The sequence below is a fragment of the Pseudomonas sp. MF6751 genome (genome assembly GCF_016613265.1).
In the GTDB taxonomy this organism is placed as follows: Bacteria; Pseudomonadota; Gammaproteobacteria; order Pseudomonadales; family Pseudomonadaceae; genus Aquipseudomonas; species Aquipseudomonas fluorescens_BV.
The window spans coordinates 50,851-73,624 of record NZ_JAENSV010000022.1 but is presented as its reverse complement, the minus strand read 5'-3'; the positions used below and the strand labels follow the sequence as shown (position 1 = coordinate 73,624).

Here is a 22,774-nt window from a genome sequence, read left to right as displayed (position 1 = left end):
ACCGAACTGCCGAACGGAGTGCCACGTGTTCGCCTTAGATCAACGCCTGCAACAAGATACCTTGGCCATTGGGGACTTCCCGCTCTGTCGCCTGCTGCTGTCCAATGACGCCAATTACCCCTGGTTCATCCTGGTGCCGCGCATCGAAGGTATCAGCGAAGTGTTTCAACTGGATGTCGCAGATCAACAAACCTTGTGGCAAGAAACGACGGCCCTGGCGCAGCTGCTTAACGACGGGCTGGCGGCCGACAAGATGAACATCGGCGCGCTGGGTAACGTGGTCAGCCAGTTGCATGTGCATGTGATTGTGCGCAAGCGCGACGACGCCGCCTGGCCAGCCCCGGTGTGGGGCAAGCACCCGGCCCGGCCCTACACCGAAGAGCAGGTGGCCGCGACTCGCAGCCGATTGCGCGAGCTATTGCCTGCCGACTTCATCTTTACCCAGGACTGAACCATGGACCTGCAAGAACGCGTCACCGACCTGGAAAGCCGCCTGGCCTTCCAGGACGACACCATTGAGACCCTCAACGACATCCTGGTCACCCAGCAGCGGGCCGTCGAACGTCTGCAATTGCAAATGACTGCATTGCTCAAGCGCCAGGAAGAAATGGGCGGGCAGTTCGAGTCATCCGAAGAGGAAGCGCCGCCGCCACACTATTGAGTGCGCAGCAATAAAAAAACCGCGACCCAGCCAAGGCTGGATCGCGGTTTTTTTTGCTGCGAGGGCTGGGATCAGCGACGCGGCAGGGCAGCGATGACATCTTCGGCTTGCAGGCCCTTGTCACGGTTCATCACCGAGAACTCTACGCGCTGGCCTTCGACCAGGACGCGATGGCCTTCGCCACGAATGGCTCGGAAGTGGACGAAGATATCGTCGCCCGAGTCGCGGGAAATGAAGCCGAAGCCCTTGGAGGTGTTGAACCACTTGACGGTCCCGGTATCCCGGTTGGTCATGTCATAGTTTTGCGACGCGGCCGCTGGAGACGAGCGGTAGAAGCTGATGGCCAGGTGAAGAACGATGGCGACCACAGCGATCACCAGGCTGAGCAGGATGGCCGGATGGCCCCCGACTTCAGGCATGGGCGCCAGGAGGGTGAGGGTTTGTACGACAACAGTCAGCACCAGCAGCGCACTGACCAGGTTTTGCAGTTGATGACGCGTGCCTTTGTTCCAGTAAGGGATTACCGGTGCGAGCGTCAGGTTAAGAAGGCCGAACAAGGCCAGGTACAGGGCGTCGTGTTGTTCCAGGTAGGGCAGGCTTTCAGGCTGCAGGCTCGGAATAAAGGACAGCAGCAAGGCTGCAACGCCCGTTAGCAGGTGGACGATTTTCAACATTTTGGTTAACTCACGTTAAGACGGATCACAAGGAAGAGCTGACTGGCACGGTTCGCTTCTGAACAATGGGAGGCGTTGAGCACGTGCGCGGGTATCAGCCTATGTGACGTGCCGCAGGAATAAACGGCAGCCACACCGCGTCTATTTAACAGCAAAGGCTGTGCCTACTCAAATCAAGCATTTCGGGGTGTTGCCACGGCCACGGCATTTCTGCGTCAAACGCTTGTCCCAGACAGGTGCGGGATTTTTCAGTGGTGGCCTAGACCCTTCCTACAGGTAAACAGGCCTGCCAAGTCAGATCCCGCAGTCGGTGCGGGGCGATTTGCCGCATGCCGCCCGAGCGTGTCGGGCTGCACGTGGCGCACTCTCTTGCTAGAGTGGAGCTGCACCTGATCAATGAATGCTCGTCAATTGAAGGGGAAACACATGGCAATCGATATTGGTATCAGTGAAGAAGACCGTAAATCCATCGTCGACGGACTTTCCCGCCTGCTCTCCGATACCTATGTTCTGTATCTGAAGACCCACAATTTCCATTGGAACGTCACAGGCCCCATGTTTCGTACGCTGCATCTGATGTTCGAAGAGCAGTACAACGAGCTTGCGCTGGCAGTGGACTCCATTGCCGAGCGTATCCGTGCCCTGGGCTTCCCGGCGCCGGGTGCCTATTCGATTTACGCCCGCCTGTCTTCCATCAAGGAAGAAGAGGGTGTGCCGAGCGCCGAAGAGATGATCAAGCAGTTGGTGGCCGGCCAGGAAGCGGTCACGCGTACCGCGCGAGGCATCTTCCCATTGCTCGACAAAGTCAGTGATGAGCCGACGGCGGACCTGTTGACCCAGCGTATGCAGGTTCATGAGAAAACCGCGTGGATGCTGCGCTCCCTGCTCGAAAACCAGTAATTGTCGAACCCAGGCGGCGCCTTTTCGGCGCCGCCTGCTGGTTTCCCTGCGCTTCCTGGCGTTGTCCTACAACTAACAACTCCCCGTCTTCTGGCTGCGCTGCGCTGGCTGCTGTTTTATAGGCCATCGTCCAATGGGAGAAGCCCATTGGCTGCTGTTTGGCAATGGAGTGTCAGGTGTATGTCACGTGGAGTGGGTAAGGGAATGATGGAAGCCTGTGGTTTTCACAAGATAAAGGTCGACCCTTTTACCAAGGGTTTTGATATGGGGCTGGCCAAGCCACTGTCCCGTTCGGTCAGGCTCAATGGGTTTTCTACCTGCCTGCGGCTTGAACAGATCTATTGGAATATCCTGACGGAAATCGCCAGGCTCAATACCTGTTCGGTCAGTGCGCTGTTGTCCTATGTCGATCGGGAAGTGCATTTGCGTTACGGAGGCGTGAAGAACTTCAGTGGGCTGGTGAGGGTGGTGTGCGTGGTTCACGTCCTCAAAGGCCGGGGCGCTCTCACGTCCGGGGATACGCTCGCGCAGTAGTCCGATGGCCGGCCCTTCAGCCCGACGGGCCCGGTCCTGGGCACAAAGCCGGCTGCGCTGTGTTGATTTACCAGATATAATCCCGCGCTTTGCTGCGCATGCCGGGCTTTATGCACAGGGCAGGGCGTGGCGCTGTAACGATCTGATCGCCGAGACATCTCCATGCCCATGTACGACTATCAATGCGCTTCCTGTGGTCATCAGTTGGAAGCCATTCAGAAGATCAGCGCCGCGCCGCTGGTCGATTGCCCTGCCTGCCAGGCACCTGAGTTGAAGAAGATGTTGTCCATGCCGGGCTTCCGCCTGAGCGGCAGCGGCTGGTACGAGACTGATTTCAAGACCGGTGCCAAGAAGAACCTGGCCGGCGGCGACAAAGCAGACTGAGTTGAACTCTACGCGCAGGCTCCTGCATTATCCGTCCCCTGCTTTAATGTGCGGTGACGAGGCGGGCCTGCCACCGAATTTCGAATTACGAGAAGTGAAACCACGACCATGATGCGCAGCCACTATTGCGGCCAACTGAACGAGACCCTGGAAGGTCAGGAAATCACCCTTTGCGGATGGGTTCACCGTCGCCGCGACCACGGCGGGGTGATCTTCCTCGATATCCGTGACCGTGATGGTCTGGCCCAGGTAGTGTTCGACCCGGACCGCGCCGAAAGCTTCGCCGCCGCCGACCGCGTGCGCAGCGAATACGTCGTCAAGATCACCGGCAAGGTACGCCTGCGTCCGGCCGGTGCTGTGAACAAGAACATGGCGTCCGGCGGCATCGAAGTGCTGGGCTATGAGCTGGAAGTGCTGAACGAGTCGGAAACCCCGCCGTTCCCGCTCAATGAATACTCCGACGTGGGCGAAGAAACTCGCCTGCGCTACCGCTTCCTGGACCTGCGTCGTCCGGAAATGGCCGAGAAGCTGCGCCTGCGCTCGCGCATGACCACCAGCATCCGCCGCTTCCTGGATGAAAACGGCTTCCTCGACGTCGAAACGCCGATCCTCACCCGGGCCACCCCGGAAGGCGCGCGCGACTACCTGGTACCGAGCCGTACCCATGCCGGCAGCTTCTTCGCCTTGCCGCAATCGCCGCAGCTGTTCAAGCAACTGCTGATGGTGGCCGGTTTCGACCGCTACTATCAGATCGCCAAGTGCTTCCGTGACGAAGACCTGCGCGCTGACCGCCAGCCAGAATTCACCCAGATCGACATCGAGACCAGCTTCCTCGATGAAAAAGAGATCATGGGCCTGACCGAGCAGATGATCCGCAACCTGTTCAAGGAAGTGCTGGACCTGGAGTTCGGCGAATTCCCGCACATGACCTTCGAAGAAGCCATGCGCCGCTACGGTTCCGACAAGCCAGACCTGCGTAACCCGCTGGAACTGGTGGATGTAGCCGACCAGCTCAAGGACGTCGACTTCAAGGTGTTCAGCGGCCCGGCCAACGATCCTAAGTGCCGCATCGCCGCCCTGCGCGTGCCTGGCGGCGCGAGCATGCCGCGCAAGCAGATCGACGACTACACCAAGTTCGTCGGCATCTACGGTGCCAAGGGCCTGGCGTACATCAAGGTCAACGAGCGCGCCAACGGTGTCGACGGCCTGCAATCGCCGATCGTGAAAAACATACCTGAAGCCAACCTGAACACGATCCTCGATCGCGTCGGTGCGGTTGACGGCGACATCGTGTTCTTCGGTGCCGACAAGGCCAAGATCGTCAGCGAGGCCCTGGGCGCGCTGCGTATCAAGCTCGGTCACGACCTGAATCTGCTGACCTGCGAATGGGCGCCGATGTGGGTTGTGGACTTCCCGATGTTCGAAGAGAACGACGACGGCAGCTTCAGCGCCTTGCACCACCCGTTCACCGCACCGAAGTGCTCCCCGCAAGAGCTGGAAGCCAACCCTGCAGGCGCGCTGTCCCGTGCCTACGACATGGTGTTGAACGGTACTGAACTGGGTGGCGGTTCGATCCGTATCCACCGCAAAGAGATGCAACAAGCGGTATTCCGCCTGCTGGGCATCAACGAAGTGGAACAGGAAGAGAAATTCGGCTTCCTGCTCGACGCCCTGAAATACGGCGCGCCGCCGCACGGTGGCCTGGCGTTCGGCCTGGACCGTCTGGTGATGCTGATGACCGGCGCCCAGTCGATCCGTGAAGTGATCGCCTTCCCGAAAACCCAGAGCGCTGCGGACGTCATGACCCAGGCTCCGGGTGTGGTGGATGCCAAGGCACTGCGCGAGCTGCACATCCGCCTGCGCGAGACGCCGAAGGCTGAGTAAGGCTGCTGCGTGAAAGCGCGATAAGGTAGCAGGCAGTCAAAAAGGCGCATCTTCGGATGCGCCTTTGCGTTTAAAAGAGGGAAATCTCGCCTGGGGCGGGATTGATAAGGTTTCTAGAGAATTCGGAGTTGTGTTATGGCTGGCCATTCCAAGTGGGCGAACATCAAGCACCGCAAAGAGCGTCAGGATGCCAAGAAAGGCAAGATCTTCACCAAGTGGATTCGCGAACTGACCGTCGCGGCCCGCCAGGGGGGCGGTGACCCGGGCTCCAACCCGCGTCTGCGCCTGGCACTGGACAAGGCGCTGGGCGCGAACATGAGCCGCGACATCATTGACCGCGCCGTGGCCCGTGGCGCCGGTGCGGCCGATACCGACGACATGGTCGAGCTGACCTATGAAGGCTACGGCCCGGGCGGCGTCGCGGTGATGGTCGAATGCATGACCGACAACCGCAACCGTACCGCGGCAGCCGTGCGTCATGCGTTCAGCAAGTGCGGTGGTAACCTCGGCACGGATGGTTCGGTGGCCTACCTGTTCGAGCGCAAGGGGCAGATCACCTTCGCACCGGGCACCGATGAAGACGCGCTGATGGAAGCCGCGATGGAAGCGGATGCCGATGACGTGGTCACCAACGAAGACGGCTCCATCGATGTGTTCACCTCGTTTGCCAGCTTCTACGCCGTGCGTAACGCCCTGGAAGCCGCTGGTTTCAACGGCACCGATGCGGAGATCGTGATGCTGCCGACCACCAGTGCCGAACTGGACCTGGACGGTGCGCAGAAGGTGCTGAAGCTGCTGGACATGCTTGAAGACCTGGATGACGTGCAGAATGTGTATTCGAATGCCGACATCCCTGAGTCTGTGGCCGAACAGCTCGCTTAAGAACGATGAATATCCACTGTGGGAGGCTGGCTTGCCTGCGATAGCATCACCTCGATTTGACAGAAGCACCGAGGTGCCCGCATCGCAGGCAAGCCAGCTCCCACAGGGCTTCTATGCTGTTACACAAATGTGTGCCTGGCACATACCGTTGTAAATCCAACCCGCAGGCGTTATGACTTTAATCCTAGGTATCGACCCCGGTTCGCGCATCACCGGTTTTGGCGTGGTGCAGCAGACCCCACGCGGCTGTGTGTACGTCGCCTCGGGCTGCATCCGCACTGGCGCAGGGGAATTGGCCGAGCGGCTGCAGATCGTCTATCGCGGCGTACGTGAAGTCATCCAGACCTACGGCCCGGTCACCATGGGCATAGAGAAAGTCTTCATGGCCAAGAATGCCGACTCGGCGTTGAAGCTCGGCCAGGCCCGTGGCGCTGCCATCGTGGCAGGTGCCGAGGAGGGCATGGAGATCGCTGAATACACCGCGACCCAGGTCAAGCAGGCCGTGGTCGGCACCGGTGGCGCCAACAAGGAGCAGGTGCAAATGATGGTCATGCACATGCTCAAGCTCACTTCAAAGCCGCAGATCGACGCCTCGGATGCCCTGGCCATCGCCATTTGCCATGCCCATACCCGCTCCAGCCTGTTGCCTCACGGCTTGGGCGCAGCACGTAGTCGTGGCGGGCGCCTGCGTCTCTGATAGCATCAGCGCAATCGTTATTTTTGCGGTCAGGCTCCGATCTGACCCCCAAGCTTTAAGGATCTGAACCGTGATTGGACGCTTGCGCGGCACCCTGGCTGAGAAACAGCCGCCGCACCTGATTCTGGATGTGAATGGGTTGGGTTATGAGCTGGAAGTGCCCATGACCACCCTGTATCGCCTGCCGTCGGTCGGCGAGCCGATAACCTTGCACACTCATTTAGTGGTGCGCGAAGACGCGCAACTACTCTATGGTTTCATCGGCAAGCGCGACCGCGATTTCTTCCGCGAGCTGATTCGTCTCAATGGCGTGGGGCCCAAATTGGCCCTGGCCTTGATGTCGAGCCTGGAAGTGGATGAATTGGTCCGTGCTGTATCGGCCCAGGATACCTCAGCCCTGACCAAGGTGCCGGGGGTGGGCAAGAAGACCGCCGAGCGCTTGTTGGTCGAGCTCAAGGACCGCTTCAAAGCCTGGGAGGTGGTGCCGAGCATGTTCGCCCTGGTACCGAACCAGCCGGATATGCCGGCGGCCCAGGTCGCCAGCGCCGAGAGCGATGCCGTCAATGCGCTGATCTCCCTGGGCTACAAGCCCCAGGAAGCCAGCAAGGCCGTATCGGCCATCAAGGACAAGAACCTGAGCGCTGAAGACATGATTCGCCGTGCCCTGAAGGGAATGATTTAAGTGATTGAAGCCGATCGTCTGATCGCGGCCACCGGCCCGCGTGACCGTGAAGAAGTCCAGGACCGGGCCATCCGCCCGTTGAGCCTGGCCGAATACATCGGCCAGCCCACCGTGCGCGAGCAGATGGAGCTGTTTATCCAGGCCGCTCGCGGGCGCAGTGAGTCCCTGGACCACACCCTGATCTTCGGCCCGCCGGGTTTGGGCAAGACCACCCTGGCCAATATCATCGCCCAGGAAATGGGCGTGTCGATCAAGTCCACCTCCGGACCGGTGCTTGAGCGTCCTGGCGACTTGGCCGCGCTGCTGACCAATCTTGAACCCCATGACGTGCTGTTTATCGACGAAATCCATCGCTTGTCGCCGATTGTCGAAGAAGTGCTGTACCCAGCCATGGAAGACTTCCAGCTCGACATCATGATCGGCGAAGGCCCGGCGGCCCGTTCGATCAAGCTCGACTTGCCGCCCTTCACCCTGGTGGGCGCGACCACCCGCGCGGGCATGTTGACCAACCCGCTGCGAGACCGTTTCGGCATTGTTCAACGTCTAGAGTTCTATAGCACCGCCGATCTGGCGACCATTGTCAGCCGGTCGGCGAGTATCCTCGGCTTGCCCCTGGACCCGGAAGGCGCCTTTGAAATCGCTCGACGTGCTCGTGGCACGCCGCGAATCGCCAACCGCCTGCTGCGCCGCGTGCGCGACTTTGCCGAGGTGCGTGCCAAGGGCCACATCACCAAGGCGGTCGCGGACCTGGCCTTGAACCTGCTGGATGTGGACGAGCATGGCTTTGATCATCAGGATCGACGTCTGCTCTTGACCATGATCGAGAAATTCGACGGTGGCCCGGTCGGCGTGGACAGCCTGGCCGCAGCCATCAGTGAAGAGCGCCATACCATTGAGGATGTACTGGAACCGTACCTGATCCAGCAGGGCTACATCATGCGTACCCCGCGGGGCAGGGTGGTGACGCGTCATGCCTATTTGCACTTCGGGCTAAACATTCCGTCACGATTGGGAGAGATGCCCGTGGTAGACGAATTCCTCGATGCGGTAGACGATTAAAAAGCTTACGCCGGACGATTTATCTGAGCTTTGTGCTGTCCCAGTGTCTGGCGTCGTCATTTGAGTCACTGCAAAAGCGTTCAGGAATGAAAAAACAGTTGCCCAGCCAATTGGCAACCTGAGGAGTAAGCACTAGAGTATGCGCGCGCAAAACGGGGATCAGTCGTTCGCACATCGCTGTCGCGTTTATTACGAGGACACCGATGCCGGCGGCATCGTTTATTACGTCAATTACCTGAAATTCATGGAACGGGCTCGAACCGAGCGGCTGCGGGAGTTGGGTTTTGCCCAGTCCGAGCTGGTAGGCGAGGACCTGTTATTCGTCGTGCATTCCAGCGAGGCGCGGTATTACGCGCCGGCGCGACTGGACGATGAGTTGCTGGTCAGTGCTGAAGTCATCGAATTGAACCGTGCCAGCCTGCGTTTCAAACAGCAGGTCAGGCGGGCCACGGATGCAACGCTGCTCTGTGAGGGGCAGTTCCTGGTGGCGTGTGTGCGCACCAACAGCTTGAAACCTCGGGCCATTCCCGAAACTCTACGCGCGGCCTTTGCCGCCGTGAGCGGCGCGGGTCAACAATCAAAGCAGGAGATTTAGCGTGGAACCTACCGTCGTCGACCATTCCTCCATGTGGAGCCTGGTCAGCAATGCCAGTGTCGTGGTTCAACTGGTCATGCTGACCCTGGTAGCCGCATCGGTTACCTCTTGGGTCATGATTTTTCAGCGCAGCAACATGTTGCGCGCCGGTCGACGTGCCCTGGAGAGCTTTGAAGAGCGCTTCTGGTCGGGTATCGACCTGTCCAAACTGTACCGCCAGGCCGGTAGCAACCCGGACCCGGACTCAGGCGTCGAGCAGATCTTCCGTGCCGGTTTCAAGGAGTTCTCGCGCCTGCGCCAGCAGCCGGGTGTCGATCCTGAAGCGGTGATGGAAGGTGTGGCCCGTGCCATGCGCGTGGCCATCTCCCGCGAAGAAGAGAAACTTGAGCAGGGCCTGCCGTTCCTCGCCACCGTGGGTTCTGTCAGCCCGTACATCGGCTTGTTCGGTACCGTATGGGGCATCATGAACTCCTTCCGCGGCCTGGCCCAGGCGCAACAAGCCACACTGGCCACCGTGGCCCCGGGTATTGCCGAAGCCCTGATCGCCACCGCGATCGGCCTGTTCGCCGCTATCCCCGCAGTAATCGCCTACAACCGTTTTGCCGCCACCAGCGAAACCTTGATTGGCCGTTACTACACCTTCGCCGATGAATTCCAGGCGATCCTGCACCGTAAAGTGCACACCAGCGAAGAATAAGCAGGTAATTCCCAATGGCTTTAATCGCTCGAGCTCGCAAAAAGCGCAAGCCGGTCGCCGAGATGAACGTAGTGCCCTACATCGACGTGATGCTGGTGCTGCTGGTGATCTTCATGGTGACCGCGCCGATGCTCAACCAGGGCGTGAAAGTTGATCTGCCCAAGGTTTCCAGTGAAGCCTTGCCGCAGGACAACAACACTCAGGTCCTGACCATTTCGATCAAGGCTGACAAGACCTATTACTGGAACCTTGGCAGCGAAGTCGATACGCAAAAGCAGCAGGACAAGGCCCTGACCTTGCCTGCAATGACCGATGCGGTGACCAAGATCATTCGCTCCGGCAACGAAGGCGGCAAGCACACCCAGGTGTTTATCCGGGGTGACAAATCGGTCGACTACGGCTCCGTCATGGGCGCCATGGGCGGGCTGCAGAAGGCCGGCGTCGGTAACGTTGGCTTGATTACCGAGGCGCCCTGATGCAGCAACAGCGAGAGCCGTCCGCCTCGGAAAGCTACTTCTGGCCTGGCGTGTGGGCAATTGCCCTGCACGTCCTGGTGTTCGGCATGCTGTTCGTCAGCTTTGCCATGACCCCGGACCTGCCGCCAGCCAAGCCGATCGTGCAGGCGACCCTGTATCAGCTGAAATCGAAAAGTCAGGCCACCACCCAGACCAATCAGAAGATTGCGGGTGAGGCCCAGAAGTCGGCCGCGCGCCAGACTGAAGTCGAGCAGATGGAACAGAAGAAGGTCGAGCAGGAAGCGGTGAAGGCTGCTGCGGAACAAAAGAAAGAAGAGGCGGCTCAAAAGGCCGAGGAATCGAAAAAGGCTGACGAAGCCAAGAAGGCCGACGAGGCTAAAAAGGCTGATGAAGCCAAGAAAGCCGAGAAAGCTGCCGAAGCGAAAAAGGCCGAAGAGAAACAATTGGCTGATATAGCCAAGAAGAAATCGGAAGAAGAAGCCAAGAAGGCTGCCGAAGAAGAGGCCAAGAAAAAGGCCGCTGAAGAAGCCAAGAAAAAGATAGTCGAAGACGCGAAGAAGAAAGCCGCCGAAGACGCCAAGAAAAAAGCTGAAGCAGACGAGGCGAAGAAGAAAGTCGCCGACGAAGCGAAGAAGAAAGCTGCCGCCGACGCCTCCAAGAAAAAGGCCCAGGAAGCAGCACGCAAATCCGCCGAAGAGAAAAAGGCCCAGGCCCTGGCAGATTTGCTTTCCGACACGCCGCAGCGTCAGCAAGCCTTGGCCGATGAGCGTGGCGATGAAGTCGCGGGCAGTTTCGACGACCTGATTCGGGCGCGGGCAGCGGAAGGTTGGACACGTCCACCTTCGGCGCGTAAAGGCATGACAGTAGTGCTGCAGATCGGCATGTTGCCGGACGGTACGGTGACTTCGGTCAGCGTGGCCAAGTCCAGTGGTGACGGTTCGTTCGACAGTTCGGCGGTTGCCGCGGTCAAGAATATTGGCCGGTTGACCGAGATGCAGGGAATGAAACCAAGTGACTTCGCTCCCTATCGTTCATTCAAGATGACATTCACACCTGAGGATCTAGCCTTGTGAGAAACCTTCTTCGAGGAATGCTTGTCGTTATTTGCTGTATGGCAGGGATAGCGGCGGCGGATGAAAAGAACATCCTGGTAACCAGCGGCAGTGATCGGGCCACCCCGATTGCAGTCGTGCCGTTCGGTTGGCAGGGCGGCAGCGTGCTGCCGGACGACATGGCCCAGATCGTCAGTGACGACCTGCGTAACTCCGGTTACTACGCGCCGATTCCGAAAGGCAACATGATCAGCCAGCCAACCCAGGCCAGCGAAGTCATCTTCCGTGACTGGAAGGCGGTCGGTGCCCAGTACCTGATGGTCGGTAGCATCACGCCGGCCGGCGGTCGCCTGCAGATCCAGTACGCGTTGTTCAACGTGGCCACCGAGCAGCAGGTCCTGACCGGCAGCGTATCGGGTACCGCCGAACAGCTGCGTGACATGGCTCACTACATCTCGGACCAGTCGTTTGAAAAACTCACCGGTATCAAGGGGGCGTTCTCGACGCGCCTGCTGTATGTCACGGCCGAGCGTTTCTCTGTAGACAATACCCGCTACACCCTGCAGCGTTCGGACTACGACGGTGCTCGTGCAGTGACCTTGCTGCAGTCCCGTGAGCCAATCCTGTCGCCGCGCTTCGCGCCGGACGGCAAGCGTATTGCCTATGTATCGTTCGAACAGCGTCGCCCGCGTATCTTTGTGCAGCACATCGATACTGGCCGTCGTGAGCAGATCACCAACTTCGAAGGCCTCAACGGTGCGCCAGCCTGGTCGCCGGACGGTTCGCGCCTGGCTTTCGTGCTGTCCAAGGACGGCAACCCGGATATCTACGTGATGAACATGGCCTCGCGTCAGCTCTCGCGTGTGACCAGCGGCCCGGGCATCAACACCGAACCGTTCTGGGGCAAGGATGGCTCGACCATCTACTTCACCTCTGACCGTGGCGGCAAGCCTCAGGTCTACAAGGCAAATGTGAACGGCGGCGGTGCGGAACGTGTGACCTTTATTGGTAACTACAACGCCAACCCCAAGCTTTCGGCCGATGAAAAGACGTTGGTGATGATTCACCGTCAGGATGGTTTCACTAATTTCCGGGTTGCGGCCCAGGATTTGCAGCGCGGAACCGTAAAAATCCTTACAGATACCAACCTTGATGAGTCAGCCACTGTTGCGCCCAACGGCACCATGGTAATCTACGCCACCCGCCAGCAGGGCCGGGGAGTCTTGATGCTCGTGTCCATCAATGGACGCGTAAGGCTCCCACTTCCTACCGCACAAGGCGAAGTCAGAGAACCATCCTGGTCCCCTTACCTGAACTGACGCGGCGCTACAAAAAGAAGTACTTAACACACTGGGGTTCATTAGGAGTTTCACGATGGAAATGCTGAAGTTTGGTAAGTTTGCTGCTCTGGCTCTGGCTCTGTCCGTAGCCGTTGGTTGCTCCTCTAAAGGCGGCGACAATGCCGGTGAAGGCGCAGCTGTTGATCCAAACGCTGGTTACGGCGCCAACACTGGTGCGGTCGACGGCTCCCTGAGCGAAGAAGCTGCTCTGCGCGCTATCACCACTTTCTACTTCGAATACGACAGTTCGGACCTGAAGCCAGAAGCCATGCGCGCTCTGGACGTTCACGCCAAGGACCTGAAAGCTAACGGCGCTCGCGTTGTTCTGGAAGGTAACACTGACGCCCGTGGTACTCGTGAGTACAACATGGCACTGGGCGAGCGTCGTGCGAAAGCCGTTCAGCGCTACCTGGTACTGCAAGGTGTTGCTCCAGGCCAACTGGAACTGGTTTCCTACGGTAAAGAGCGTCCAGTTGCAACTGGCAACGACGAACAGTCGTGGGCTCAGAACCGTCGCGTCGAACTGCGTAAGTAATTCGTCATGCGAACGTGCCGTCGTGCTCTAACTGTACTGGCTCTCAGCTTCGCACCGCTTGCGGTGTGGGCTGCGGTTCCTGTAACGGATAGCAACTCAGGCTATAACAATAGCGGGAGCAGTTATCCGCCAGCGGGTTATGGCACGAACGGCGCCTATGCGGGGGGAGCGGCTACGTCCGCTCCCTCGGCACAGGGCGAACTGTTCAACCAGCTGCAACGCATGCAGGATCAATTGTCCCAGCAACAAGGCGCCATTGAAGTTCTGCAGAACCAAGTGAACCAGCTGAAGCAAGAAGGCCTGGAGCGTTACCAGGATCTTGACCGTCGTATTGGAGCCGGTGTTGCACCTGCCGCTACTCCTGATAATTCTTCTACCGGTGGCGCACCCAGTGCCGCTGCCGGTGGCGCAGCAGCGGGGGCCGCCGCTGCAGCTCCTGCCGCCAGCAGCGAACCGGGCGATCCAGCGAAGGAAAAACTGTATTACGATGCAGCCTTCGACCTGATCAAGGCCAAGGATTTCGATAAAGCCAGCCAGGCGTTTACCGCTTTCCTGCGTAAATACCCCAACAGCCAGTACGCGGGCAATGCCCAGTACTGGTTGGGTGAGGTCAACCTGGCAAAGGGTGATTTGCAGGGGGCGGGCCAGGCTTTTGCCAAGGTCAGCCAGCTGTATCCCAAGCACGCCAAGGTGCCGGATTCGCTGTATAAACTCGCTGACGTAGAACGCCGCCTGGGTCATACCGACAAGGTCAAAGGCATTCTGCAACAGGTGGTTGCCCAGTATCCGGGTACCTCCGCGGCGCAGTTGGCCCAGCGGGACCTGCAACGCTTGTAAGCAGTGCAGCCCGTTTAGAAGAAACCCGCGCTTGTCGCGGGTTTTTTCGTTAGAATCCACGCCCTTTTATGAAACACGCTTTCTGGGGTTGACGCGTTGGCGCAATCCCTTGAAGTGCCTGACGGAGGCGGACAGCCTGTTTAGCTGTTACGCCCGTGGCGACTATGCAAGACACATTACGTATTACCGAAGTCTTTTACTCGTTGCAGGGTGAAACGCGCACTGCTGGCCTGCCCACCGTATTTGTACGACTCACCGGCTGCCCGTTGCGTTGCCAATACTGTGACAGCGCCTACGCCTTCAGCGGCGGCACCGTGCGCACCCTCGACGACATCCTGGAACAGGTTGCCGGTTACCGGCCGCGCTACGTCTGCGTGACGGGCGGTGAGCCTCTGGCGCAACCCAACGCCATTTCGTTGCTCAAACAGCTGTGTGATGCCGGCTACGAGGTCTCACTGGAAACCAGCGGCGCCCTGGACATCTCTGCGGTCGACCCGCGCGTCAGCCGAGTGGTTGACCTCAAGACCCCGGACTCCAAGGAAGCCCACCGCAACCGCTACGAGAACATGGACTTGCTGACGGCCAACGATCAGGTCAAGTTCGTCATCTGTTCCCGTGACGATTATGACTGGGCCACCTCCAAGCTGATCCAGTATGGCCTGGAGCGTCGGGCGGGCGAGGTGCTGTTCTCGCCAAGCCATCACGACCTGAATGCCCGTGACCTGGCGGATTGGGTCGTGGCGGACAACCTGCCGGTACGCCTGCAATTGCAGCTGCATAAGTACCTGTGGAACGACGAGCCGGGGCGCTGATCCGGCTGCTGCGATAGGCGTTCTACCCACCGAATTACCGTTCAAATGCGTTTTTTCTGATTTATTTAAAATAAGGTGTTGAATAATCCTTAGAAATCAGTATTATACGCGCCACCACACAGCGGGTCGTTAGCTCAGTTGGTAGAGCAGTTGGCTTTTAACCAATTGGTCGTAGGTTCGAATCCCACACGACCCACCATTTTTGGCGGTTTAGAAAATCCGGAAGGCCCACGTAAGTGAGGATTTCCGGGTTTTTTTTTGCCTGTGATTTGGCATCACCGACTTGACGCTGAGACGTCCCTTGCTCAGATCCCGCTCTCGAAAAAAAGTCCTGTCAGTACCTTTGAAAGAGAGAACAAGAGAAAAGAGGCGGAGCTAATCCGCTGATACGAATAAAGAAAAATAAAAAAGAACGTCTTGATCCACGGTGATAGTTGCTAATCCTGTCCCGTCCTGAACGTAACCTACAGGTATCGAATCAAGTGTGTTCAGAAAACCCGAGAGCCTTACACAGGTAAGGTTCTCGGGTTTTTTTTGCCCGTCAGAAATGTTTTCCCTGGCTCCCTCAGCCCGTTCATCCAAGCAATAGGTTCTTTTTTACTGATTTTGCCGGTAACTCCTGGCTTACGGTCTTTGATTGTTGGTTTTTGTTCCTTTGCGCAATATTTTTTCGGATTTTTTGAATATTTTGGATTTTTCTTTGGTTTTTTTCATTCCGCAAACTCAACAACGCAATTTGTATCAAACTATGTTCGTTTAGTATTGGATCCAATCAGTCGGCATTGCCGGTGGTGTGTCTGACACAAACAAACTGCTGAAAAAGGAGAAACGCCATGATGCTCAAGGACCCTTCCCGCAAATATCGCCACTTCACCACGGTCAACCTGCCGGATCGCACCTGGCCCAGCACTGTCCAGGCTGCCGCTCCCACCTGGTGCAGTGTGGATATGCGTGATGGCAACCAGGCTTTGATCGAGCCGATGAATGCCGAGCGCAAGCGGCGTTTCTTCGATTTGCTGGTGAAGGTCGGTTTCAAGCAGATCGAGGTGGGCTTTCCTGCCGCTTCGCAGACCGACTTTGACTATGTCCGTGAGCTGATTGAAAGCGGTTCGATTCCTGATGATGTGACGATTCAGGTCATGACCCAGGCGCGCAGCCACCTCATCGCGCGCACGTTTGAGGCGTTGAAGGGCGCGCCTCGCGCCATCGTGCATGTTTACAATGCGACGGCGCCGGTGTTTCGGGACGTTGTCTTCAATGTGGACAAGGCGGGCTGCATCGAGATTGCTACCCAGGCAACTCGGGAGATCAAGCAGCACATGGACGCGAACCCCGATACGCAGTGGACGTTCCAGTATTCCCCGGAAACCTTTTGCTTCACCGAGCTGGATTTTGCATTGCAGGTGTGTGAAGCGGTGACGGATACGTTCGGGCCGACCCCGAGCAACAAGATGATCCTGAATCTGCCCACCACCGTGGAGGTGTCTACCGCCAATGTCTTCGCCGACCAGATCGAATGGTTCTGCCGGCACTTCAGTCGCCGTGACAGTGTGGTCATCAGCGTGCATCCGCACAATGATCGGGGCACTGGAGTTTCCACCGCGGAGCAGGCGTGCCTGGCCGGTGCCGAGCGTGTCGAGGGCACGTTGTTCGGTAACGGTGAGCGTACCGGCAACGTCGATATCCTCACATTGGCGATGAACCTCTACACCAGCGGCATCGATCCGCAGTTGGATTTCTCCGACATCCTGCACGTCCAGCGTGAGGTGGAGTTCTGCAATCAGTTGCCGACCCATCCTCGTCACCCTTACGCCGGTGAGTTGGTGTTTACCGCGTTCTCCGGCTCGCACCAGGACGCGATCAAAAAAGGCTTTGCGGCGCGCCAGGCCAATCCGCAAGGCATGTGGGAAGTGCCGTATCTGCCTATCGATCCTGCCGATATGGGCCGTAGCTATGAAGCGGTGATTCGCGTGAACAGCCAGTCGGGCAAGGGGGGCGTGGCCTATCTGTTGGAGCAGCACGGCATTGTGATGCCGCGTCGCTTGCAGATGGAGTTCAGCAGCCTGGTACAACAGGAAGCCGATGGCTCCGGCCAGGAAATCAGTGGCGAGATGATCCTTGCCTGCTTCACCCGGCATTACCTGGAGCAGGGCAAGCCGTACGCGTTACGAGCCCCCAAACTGGTGAGCGAGGGCGATGTGACTTACCTGGAGGCCACCCTTGAACAAGGTACACAGCGCATCGACTTGAGTGGCGAGGGCAACGGCCCGCTGGCGGCGCTGGTCGATGCGTTTGCCCAGCGTGGCATTCATTTTGATATCGCCGATTACCACGAACATGCCACCCGTGACGGTGCCCAGGCTGAGGCGTTGGCCTATGTGGAAATTCGCGTGGGTAACCAGTTGCTGTTCGGCGCCGCTCGCGATGGCAGTAGCCTGCTCGCTTCCCTCAAAGCGGTCACCAGTGCGGTCAATCGTGCATCGCGCCTGGGCCTGCTCAGCGTGGTGAATGCTGCGGTGCCGTCCTGAGATGAACGCGCATACCGCATTGGCGGCACTTGCCGGTAATTATGGCCACGGTGACATCGTGGCCTCGCATCGACATGACGAAGGCCAACTGGTCTACGCCATCAACGGCGTGATGCTTGTGTCGGTGGAGGAGACCACCTGGGTGGTACCTTCCGGGCATGCCCTGTGGGTGCCTTCAGGTTTGGAACATCAGATCCGCATGACCGGCGAAGTGCGCATGCGCACTTTGTTGATCTCGCCGGGAGCGCACCGTCGTTTGACGGAGGAGTGCGAGGTCATCAGGGTTTCACCCTTGCTGCGCGAGCTGATTGTGGCCGCCGGCGATGAGCCTGACAGCCACCCGGTGTCGTTGCGTCATGTACAGATTGTCGAGCTGATTTTCTCGGAACTTGACCGTGCGCAAAGGGTGCTGGCTCACGTGCCGATACCGGACGAGCCGAGGCTCAAGTCTCTGTGTGCGGACTTTATCGACAACCCTTCTCAGGAGTCGAAACTGGAGAGTTGGGCGGTGCAACTCAATATGAGTTCACGCACCTTGGCTCGGCTGTTCCAGAAAGAGTTGGGCATGAGTTACGGAGAGTGGCGCAAGCGCACGCGGCTGCTGCTCAGCATGCAGCGGCTGGCCAGTGGTGCCTCCATCCTTGAAGTGGCATTGGAGCATGGTTATCAGAGTCCGAGTGCATTTACCGCGATGTTCAAACGCACCATGGGCTACACCCCGAGTAACTGTCGCTTGGTCTGAATCTGACTGGCGATAGCACCACCTCCTTTTGAACATGGCCCCGCCTCCAGGCAGGGCCATGTTTACCTGTGCCTGGTGTATGGAGCCTGCGGCGCAGAGGGCGCGCCGGCACATTGTCCCAATCGAAACGATGGTTGTCTGGAACGCGGGAGATGCGCAACCCGTTGCTCTCTTACCCTGCGTCTCTACTTGGCATTCTGGATTTCTTCGATGGGTTCGCCTTCTCTTTTCCCACGGCATTGCCGTCTTTCGCTGCTTGGCATGGCGGTGGCGTTGTTGGCGGGTTGTTCGTCCTGGGTCGCCCATACACCGGCACAGCCACATCCGGAACGCATCAATGCCCTGAGCCACCTGCCCCAAGGTGTCTCGGACCAAGCGTTACCTGAGCGCTGGTGGCAGTTGTATAACGATCCGCAACTCGATGCGCTGGTGCAACAGGCGTTGCTGCACAACCGCGACCTGGCGGCGGCCCAGGCCCATGTGCAAGCGATGCTGGCCGGGATCCAGCAGGCCGATGCCGAGCGCTGGCCGTCCACCCAGGCGTCGCTGGGGGCCGCTTATGGCAAGACGGCCGATGACCAGACGCTGGCCAAGGCCACCGATAGCCATGCGCCGTCAGAGTGGGCATTCAACCCAGGCTTCGAGCTGGCTTATCAAGTGGATGTGTGGGGCCAGGTTCAGCGCAGCATTGAACGTGCCCAAGTGCAAACCGCAGCGGCGCAGGATGCCGAGGACTTGCTGCGCATCACGGTCGTGGCGCAAACCACTCGCGCCTATGTGAATGCCTGCGCCCTGGGGGCGCGTGCCAAGGTACAGCGCCATTCGTTGGACGTGGTCGGGCATAGCCTGGCGTTGACCGATCGCCAGCGCCAGGCCGGTGTGGTGACTGACCTTGAGTACAACCGCATGCAAGCCCTGCAAGGCGAAACCCAGGCCCTGTTGCCGATGCTGGAGGCGCGCCGACAAGCCGCGCTCTACGAATTGGCCATGCTGACCGGCGTCGCTGAACTGGACCAAGGCTCTGGCGCCGCAACGTGTGAAGTGGTGCCCCAACTCAATGCCGAGTTGCCGGTGGGTGATGGCTGGCAACTATTGGTGCGCCGCCCCGACATACGTCAGGCCGAGCGCGCGTTGCAGGCGGCTACGCTGCAAGTGGATATCGTCCAGGCCGACCTGTACCCCAAGGTGACCTTCGGCGCTTCAGTGTCCTCCTCGGCCAACAAACCCCATGAGCTGGGGGACAGCAGTGCGGTGATGTTCGGCATCGGCCCACTGATTACCTGGCAGTTCCCTAATTGGCAGGCCAACCGCGCGCGGGTCAAGCAGGCACGGGCACTCGAGCAGGTGGAGGTCGCGCAGTTCGAGGCCAGCGTCCTCAAGGCCCTCAAGGAGGTGCGCCAGGCCCTGGCGTTGTACGACGGCGAACGGCAGCGCCACGCGGCCTTGAGCCGGGCGCTGGACAGCAGCCGCCAAGCCTACAAGTTGGCCCAATTCAACTACGACGCCGGTTCTATCGACTTTCTCGACGTGCTGGACAGTGAGCGTGAACTGATCCGCTTGCAGGCCACGCGCGCCGACGCCGATGGCCAGTTACTGCAACGCCAGATCGGCCTATTCCGTGCCCTTGGCGGCGGTTGGCAGTCCGGCGCCGTCGATACCCCGGCCGCTGCGCCCACCCACGCGTCTATCCCTTCTTCCGGTACCCAGCCATGAATATCGCCGTTGATGAAAAAACTGCTGTCCAGGACGAGCAGGAGAATGTGCTCGAGCAACTCATGCATGCGCGTAAGCAACGGCGCAAAAGAAACCTGATCCTGCTGGGCGGCGCCGGGTTGTTGATCGCGGCGGTGGTGTTCGGCGTGTACTGGATGACCGTCGGCCGCTACCTGGAGCAGACCGATGATGCGTATGTGCGGGCCGACTGGATCCCCATCAGCCCGAAAGTCTCAGGCTACGTGGCCCAGGTTATGGTAGAGGACGATCAGCCGGTCAAGGCGGGGGACGTGCTGGTACGCATCGAGGACCGTGACTACCAGGCCCGCTTGGCACAAGCCCGCGCAGAACTGGCCGAGACCCAGGCCTCGGTGGCAGCGCAAGAGGCTAACTTGAAAGTCACGGACAGCCTGATCGCCCAGCAAAAGGCCGGGGTTGCCCAGGCTGAGGCCCATGCTCGCAGTGTGGCCGCTGAGTTACGCCGCGCAAGCCTCGACCAGCGTCGCTACGAAGGCTTGGTGCGCGAACATGCTGCCAGCGCGCAGCGTCTGGAAACGGCCGCCGCCAGTTACACCCAGGCCAATGCTGCGGTGGAAATTGCCAAGGCGATGCAACGCCAGCAGGAAACCCGCTTGACCGTGGCCATCACCCGCCGTCAACTGGCCCAGGCTTCGCTCCAGCAGCAGATAGCCCGGCGCAGCCAGGCCGAGGCGCAGTTGAACCTGGCGACGCATGCGTTGGAGGACACCTTGATCCGCTCACCCATCGACGGCGTGGTGGGACAGCGCAAAGTTCGTACCCGCCAATACGTCGCGCCAGGGTTGCCACTGCTGGCGGTGGTGCCTTTGCAGCAGGCTTACGTCGTGGCCAACTACAAAGAAACTCAATTGCGCGATATGCGTGCCGGCCAACCGGTGGATATCAGCGTCGACAGTTATTCGGGGCGCAAGCTCAAAGGCCATGTGGTGAGCTTCTCGCCAGGCTCCGGGGCGGTGTTTGCACTGTTGCCGTCGGACAACGCCACCGGCAACTTCACCAAGATCGTGCAACGCTTTCCAGTCAAGATCGTCATTGATGAGCATGACGAAGGCGGGCCCATCCTGCCGGGCATGTCGGTGATCACCACGGTGGACACCCGCCCGGCTGAGCAGGGCGCTGCACATGACTGAAGCGGCTGAAAAGAGCGTCTCCTTTCGCGCCTGGGTGGCGGTGATCGGGGGGCTGTTCGGCTGTTTCATGGCCGGCATGAACGTGCACGTGACCAGCGCCGCGCTGCCGGAGATCGAAGGCTCCCTGGGGGCGACGTTCGAAGAAGGCTCGTGGATTTCCACCGCCTACCTGGTCGCGGAAATCGTGATGATCCCGCTGACCGCCTGGTTGGTGCAGGTGTTCTCCCTGCGGCGAGTGATGCTCGTGGGCTCGTTTGTATTTTTGGTGGCGTCCATTGCCTGCTCCTGGGCGCCCAACCTGGAAGTGATGATCATCATTCGGGTAATCCAGGGCGCTGCCGGCGCAGTGCTGATTCCCTTGTCATTCCAGCTGATCATCACTGAACTGCCGCCCAGCAAGATCGCGATGGGCATGGCCCTGTTCGCGTTGTCCAACAGCGTCGCCCAGGCCGCCGGGCCGTCCATTGGCGGCTGGCTGACCGATGCCTATTCCTGGCGCTGGATCTTCTACCTGCAACTGGCCCCCGGCATTCTCTTGCTGCTGGCGGTAGCATGGTCGATCGATGCCAAGCCCATGCAGCTAAGCCTGCTCAAGCGCGGCGACTGGGGCGGGATCATCGCCATGATCGTCGGCCTGGGTGGCTTGCAGATCGTGCTCGAAGAAGGTGGCCGCAAGGACTGGTTCGGCTCCGATTTCATTGTATGGATGTCACTGATTGCCGGCGTTGCCTTGGTGTACTTCGTGCTGTCGCAGTTGTATGGCAGTCGCTCCTTCATCAACCTGCGCCTGCTCAAGAGCTACAACTTCGGCGTGGCCAGCGCAGCGATGTTCATCTTTGGCGCGGCCACCTTCGGCCTGGTGTTCCTGGTGCCTAATTACCTGTCTCAGTTGCAGGGCTACAACGCCCGGGAGATTGGCATCAGCCTGATCGCCTACGGCATGGTGCAACTGGTACTGGCGCCGTTCATGCCGCGCCTGATGAAGTGGCTCAACCCGAAACTGATGGTCGCCAGTGGCTTTTTCATCATGGCCCTGGGGTGCTACCTCGGCGCGCACCTGGACGTGGACAGCGCCGCCAACGTGATTATTCCGTCCACCGTGGTACGGGGCATCGGGCAGCCGCTGATCATGGTGGCGCTTTCCGTACTGGCGGTGTCTGGCCTGGCCAAAGATGAAGCCGGCTCGGCCTCGGCCTTGTTCTCCATGCTGCGCAACCTGGGTGGTGCCGTGGGCACTGCGGGCCTGACGCAGATCGTGGCCATGCGCGAGCGTTTTCACTCTGAGCGGGTAGGGGAGTCGATCACCCTGTTTTCCCCGTCCTTTCAGGAGCGCCTGCGCGCCAGCATGGCCGACAGCGAGGCTTTTATCTTCAACCAGCTATTACCCGCTCAGCAGCAGGTCCTTGAGGGCTTGATCCACACCGTGCGTCGTGAGGCGTACCTGATGGCCTACAGCGATGCGTTCTATGTGTCCTGTATTGCTTTGATCTTGTGCGGTGTGGCGGCCCTGGCATTGCGCCAATCAGCAAAGAACTGAACTCGTTACTGCCCGCAGGTAATACGCGGGCGCTTATCAGCGCTAGAGGGAACTTGAATGGTAAAAAGGCGAATGGCCGCGTTCATAGACTAGTTAATTGCTAACTTAGCAATTCCGTACAGTTTGTTTGCACTCCCTTGAGGGGTGTTAGCCAACTATTGCCTGGCGAAGTTGATCTTATTAACTTCGGTCGGGCTTCTGTTGTTGTAGGTTTTATAACTTTGAAATAAATTGTATTAATTTTCCAAAAAACACTTGCTGATCATCATGAACTTCCTCTAAGTTTCGTCTTGCTTCGACGGCTGACCTTCGGGTCACGGAAGCATAACCGTACAACTTAATTGAATAAGACTCTAGCACTGGCCAAGAACGGCGAGACAGGCC

24 protein-coding genes and 1 tRNA gene are annotated in these 22,774 nt (G+C 59.1%); 24 read left to right on the top strand and 1 reads right to left on the bottom strand.

Features of this window, described 5'->3' with window-relative positions:
- Positions 1-25: 25 nt before the first annotated feature.
- On the top strand, positions 26-451 hold the full coding sequence (locus JJD66_RS18260) for an HIT domain-containing protein (RefSeq protein ID WP_054898003.1): 426 nt from the start codon (positions 26-28) through the stop codon (positions 449-451).
- Positions 452-454: 3 nt separating this feature from the next.
- Positions 455-661, top strand: coding sequence for a SlyX family protein (locus JJD66_RS18255; RefSeq protein WP_005790924.1), 207 nt, complete (start codon positions 455-457; stop codon positions 659-661).
- Positions 662-732: 71 nt separating this feature from the next.
- Here the strand turns inward: JJD66_RS18255 and JJD66_RS28340 are convergent, their stop codons facing one another.
- A complete protein-coding gene (locus JJD66_RS28340; RefSeq protein WP_003193875.1) occupies positions 733-1,335 on the bottom strand; it encodes a cold-shock protein in 603 nt (200 codons plus the stop codon).
- 426 nt (positions 1,336-1,761) lie between these two features.
- Here JJD66_RS28340 and JJD66_RS18245 point away from each other — a divergent pair, with 426 nt between their 5' ends.
- The 22 genes from JJD66_RS18245 (at position 1,762) to JJD66_RS18140 (ending at position 22,390) form a co-directional block, all read left to right on the top strand.
- On the top strand, positions 1,762-2,235 hold the full coding sequence (locus tag JJD66_RS18245) for a Dps family protein (RefSeq protein ID WP_003193874.1): 474 nt from the start codon (positions 1,762-1,764) through the stop codon (positions 2,233-2,235).
- A gap of 180 nt (positions 2,236-2,415) precedes the next feature.
- Complete coding sequence (locus JJD66_RS18240) at positions 2,416-2,769, top strand: ribbon-helix-helix domain-containing protein (RefSeq protein WP_034128584.1); 354 nt, start codon at positions 2,416-2,418, stop codon at positions 2,767-2,769.
- Between the two features lie 162 nt (positions 2,770-2,931).
- Positions 2,932-3,153 carry an FmdB family zinc ribbon protein gene (locus tag JJD66_RS18235; protein ID WP_003193872.1) on the top strand — a complete coding sequence of 74 codons (222 nt, stop codon included), beginning with the start codon at positions 2,932-2,934 and terminating at the stop codon, positions 3,151-3,153.
- A gap of 108 nt (positions 3,154-3,261) precedes the next feature.
- Positions 3,262-5,037, top strand: a complete 1,776-nt coding sequence (gene aspS / locus JJD66_RS18230) for an aspartate--tRNA ligase (protein ID WP_200648705.1) — start codon at positions 3,262-3,264, stop codon at positions 5,035-5,037.
- 135 nt (positions 5,038-5,172) lie between these two features.
- Complete coding sequence (locus JJD66_RS18225; protein ID WP_105228200.1) at positions 5,173-5,919, top strand: YebC/PmpR family DNA-binding transcriptional regulator; 747 nt, start codon at positions 5,173-5,175, stop codon at positions 5,917-5,919.
- Positions 5,920-6,091: 172 nt separating this feature from the next.
- Positions 6,092-6,616: a crossover junction endodeoxyribonuclease RuvC gene (ruvC, locus tag JJD66_RS18220; RefSeq protein WP_019821257.1), complete on the top strand. Its 525-nt coding sequence runs from the start codon at positions 6,092-6,094 to the stop codon at positions 6,614-6,616.
- 70 nt (positions 6,617-6,686) lie between these two features.
- Positions 6,687-7,298, top strand: coding sequence for a Holliday junction branch migration protein RuvA (gene ruvA / locus JJD66_RS18215; protein WP_003193868.1), 612 nt, complete (start codon positions 6,687-6,689; stop codon positions 7,296-7,298).
- Positions 7,299-8,357 (top strand): Holliday junction branch migration DNA helicase RuvB, encoded by a 1,059-nt coding sequence (gene ruvB / locus JJD66_RS18210; RefSeq protein WP_003193867.1) that lies wholly within the window; start codon positions 7,299-7,301, stop codon positions 8,355-8,357.
- Positions 8,358-8,496: 139 nt separating this feature from the next.
- Complete coding sequence (ybgC, locus tag JJD66_RS18205) at positions 8,497-8,952, top strand: tol-pal system-associated acyl-CoA thioesterase (protein ID WP_014719714.1); 456 nt, start codon at positions 8,497-8,499, stop codon at positions 8,950-8,952.
- A gap of 1 nt (position 8,953) precedes the next feature.
- Positions 8,954-9,649, top strand: a complete 696-nt coding sequence (gene tolQ, locus JJD66_RS18200; protein ID WP_003193865.1) for a protein TolQ — start codon at positions 8,954-8,956, stop codon at positions 9,647-9,649.
- 23 nt (positions 9,650-9,672) lie between these two features.
- Positions 9,673-10,125, top strand: coding sequence for a protein TolR (gene tolR, locus JJD66_RS18195; RefSeq protein ID WP_161793227.1), 453 nt, complete (start codon positions 9,673-9,675; stop codon positions 10,123-10,125).
- The gene (gene tolA / locus JJD66_RS18190; protein ID WP_003193863.1) at positions 10,125-11,198 is read left to right on the top strand and encodes a cell envelope integrity protein TolA; all 1,074 of its coding nucleotides are present in this window, start codon (positions 10,125-10,127) and stop codon (positions 11,196-11,198) included. The genes tolR and tolA overlap by 1 nt, the downstream gene beginning before the upstream one ends.
- Before the next feature lie 17 nt (positions 11,199-11,215).
- The gene (tolB, locus tag JJD66_RS18185; RefSeq protein ID WP_177430941.1) at positions 11,216-12,496 is read left to right on the top strand and encodes a Tol-Pal system beta propeller repeat protein TolB; all 1,281 of its coding nucleotides are present in this window, start codon (positions 11,216-11,218) and stop codon (positions 12,494-12,496) included.
- A 55-nt stretch (positions 12,497-12,551) separates the two neighbouring features.
- Positions 12,552-13,052, top strand: a complete 501-nt coding sequence (pal, locus tag JJD66_RS18180; RefSeq protein WP_003193861.1) for a peptidoglycan-associated lipoprotein Pal — start codon at positions 12,552-12,554, stop codon at positions 13,050-13,052.
- A gap of 6 nt (positions 13,053-13,058) precedes the next feature.
- Complete coding sequence (gene ybgF / locus JJD66_RS18175; RefSeq protein ID WP_105228194.1) at positions 13,059-13,889, top strand: tol-pal system protein YbgF; 831 nt, start codon at positions 13,059-13,061, stop codon at positions 13,887-13,889.
- A 164-nt stretch (positions 13,890-14,053) separates the two neighbouring features.
- Positions 14,054-14,701, top strand: a complete 648-nt coding sequence (gene queE, locus JJD66_RS18170; protein WP_198715642.1) for a 7-carboxy-7-deazaguanine synthase QueE — start codon at positions 14,054-14,056, stop codon at positions 14,699-14,701.
- 123 nt (positions 14,702-14,824) lie between these two features.
- Positions 14,825-14,900 (top strand) — tRNA-Lys (locus tag JJD66_RS18165).
- A 634-nt stretch (positions 14,901-15,534) separates the two neighbouring features.
- Positions 15,535-17,229 (top strand): 2-isopropylmalate synthase, encoded by a 1,695-nt coding sequence (gene leuA, locus JJD66_RS18160; protein ID WP_200648704.1) that lies wholly within the window; start codon positions 15,535-15,537, stop codon positions 17,227-17,229.
- Position 17,230: 1 nt separating this feature from the next.
- Positions 17,231-17,971 carry an AraC family transcriptional regulator gene (locus JJD66_RS18155; RefSeq protein WP_200648703.1) on the top strand — a complete coding sequence of 247 codons (741 nt, stop codon included), beginning with the start codon at positions 17,231-17,233 and terminating at the stop codon, positions 17,969-17,971.
- Between the two features lie 210 nt (positions 17,972-18,181).
- Positions 18,182-19,684 (top strand): efflux transporter outer membrane subunit, encoded by a 1,503-nt coding sequence (locus JJD66_RS18150; protein ID WP_200648702.1) that lies wholly within the window; start codon positions 18,182-18,184, stop codon positions 19,682-19,684.
- Entirely contained in the window at positions 19,681-20,853 is a 1,173-nt protein-coding gene (locus tag JJD66_RS18145) for an HlyD family secretion protein (protein WP_200648701.1), read from the top strand. Before JJD66_RS18150 ends, JJD66_RS18145 begins: the two co-directional genes overlap by 4 nt.
- Entirely contained in the window at positions 20,846-22,390 is a 1,545-nt protein-coding gene (locus JJD66_RS18140; protein ID WP_034128563.1) for an MDR family MFS transporter, read from the top strand. The genes JJD66_RS18145 and JJD66_RS18140 overlap by 8 nt, the downstream gene beginning before the upstream one ends.
- The last annotated feature ends 384 nt before the right edge of the window (positions 22,391-22,774 follow it).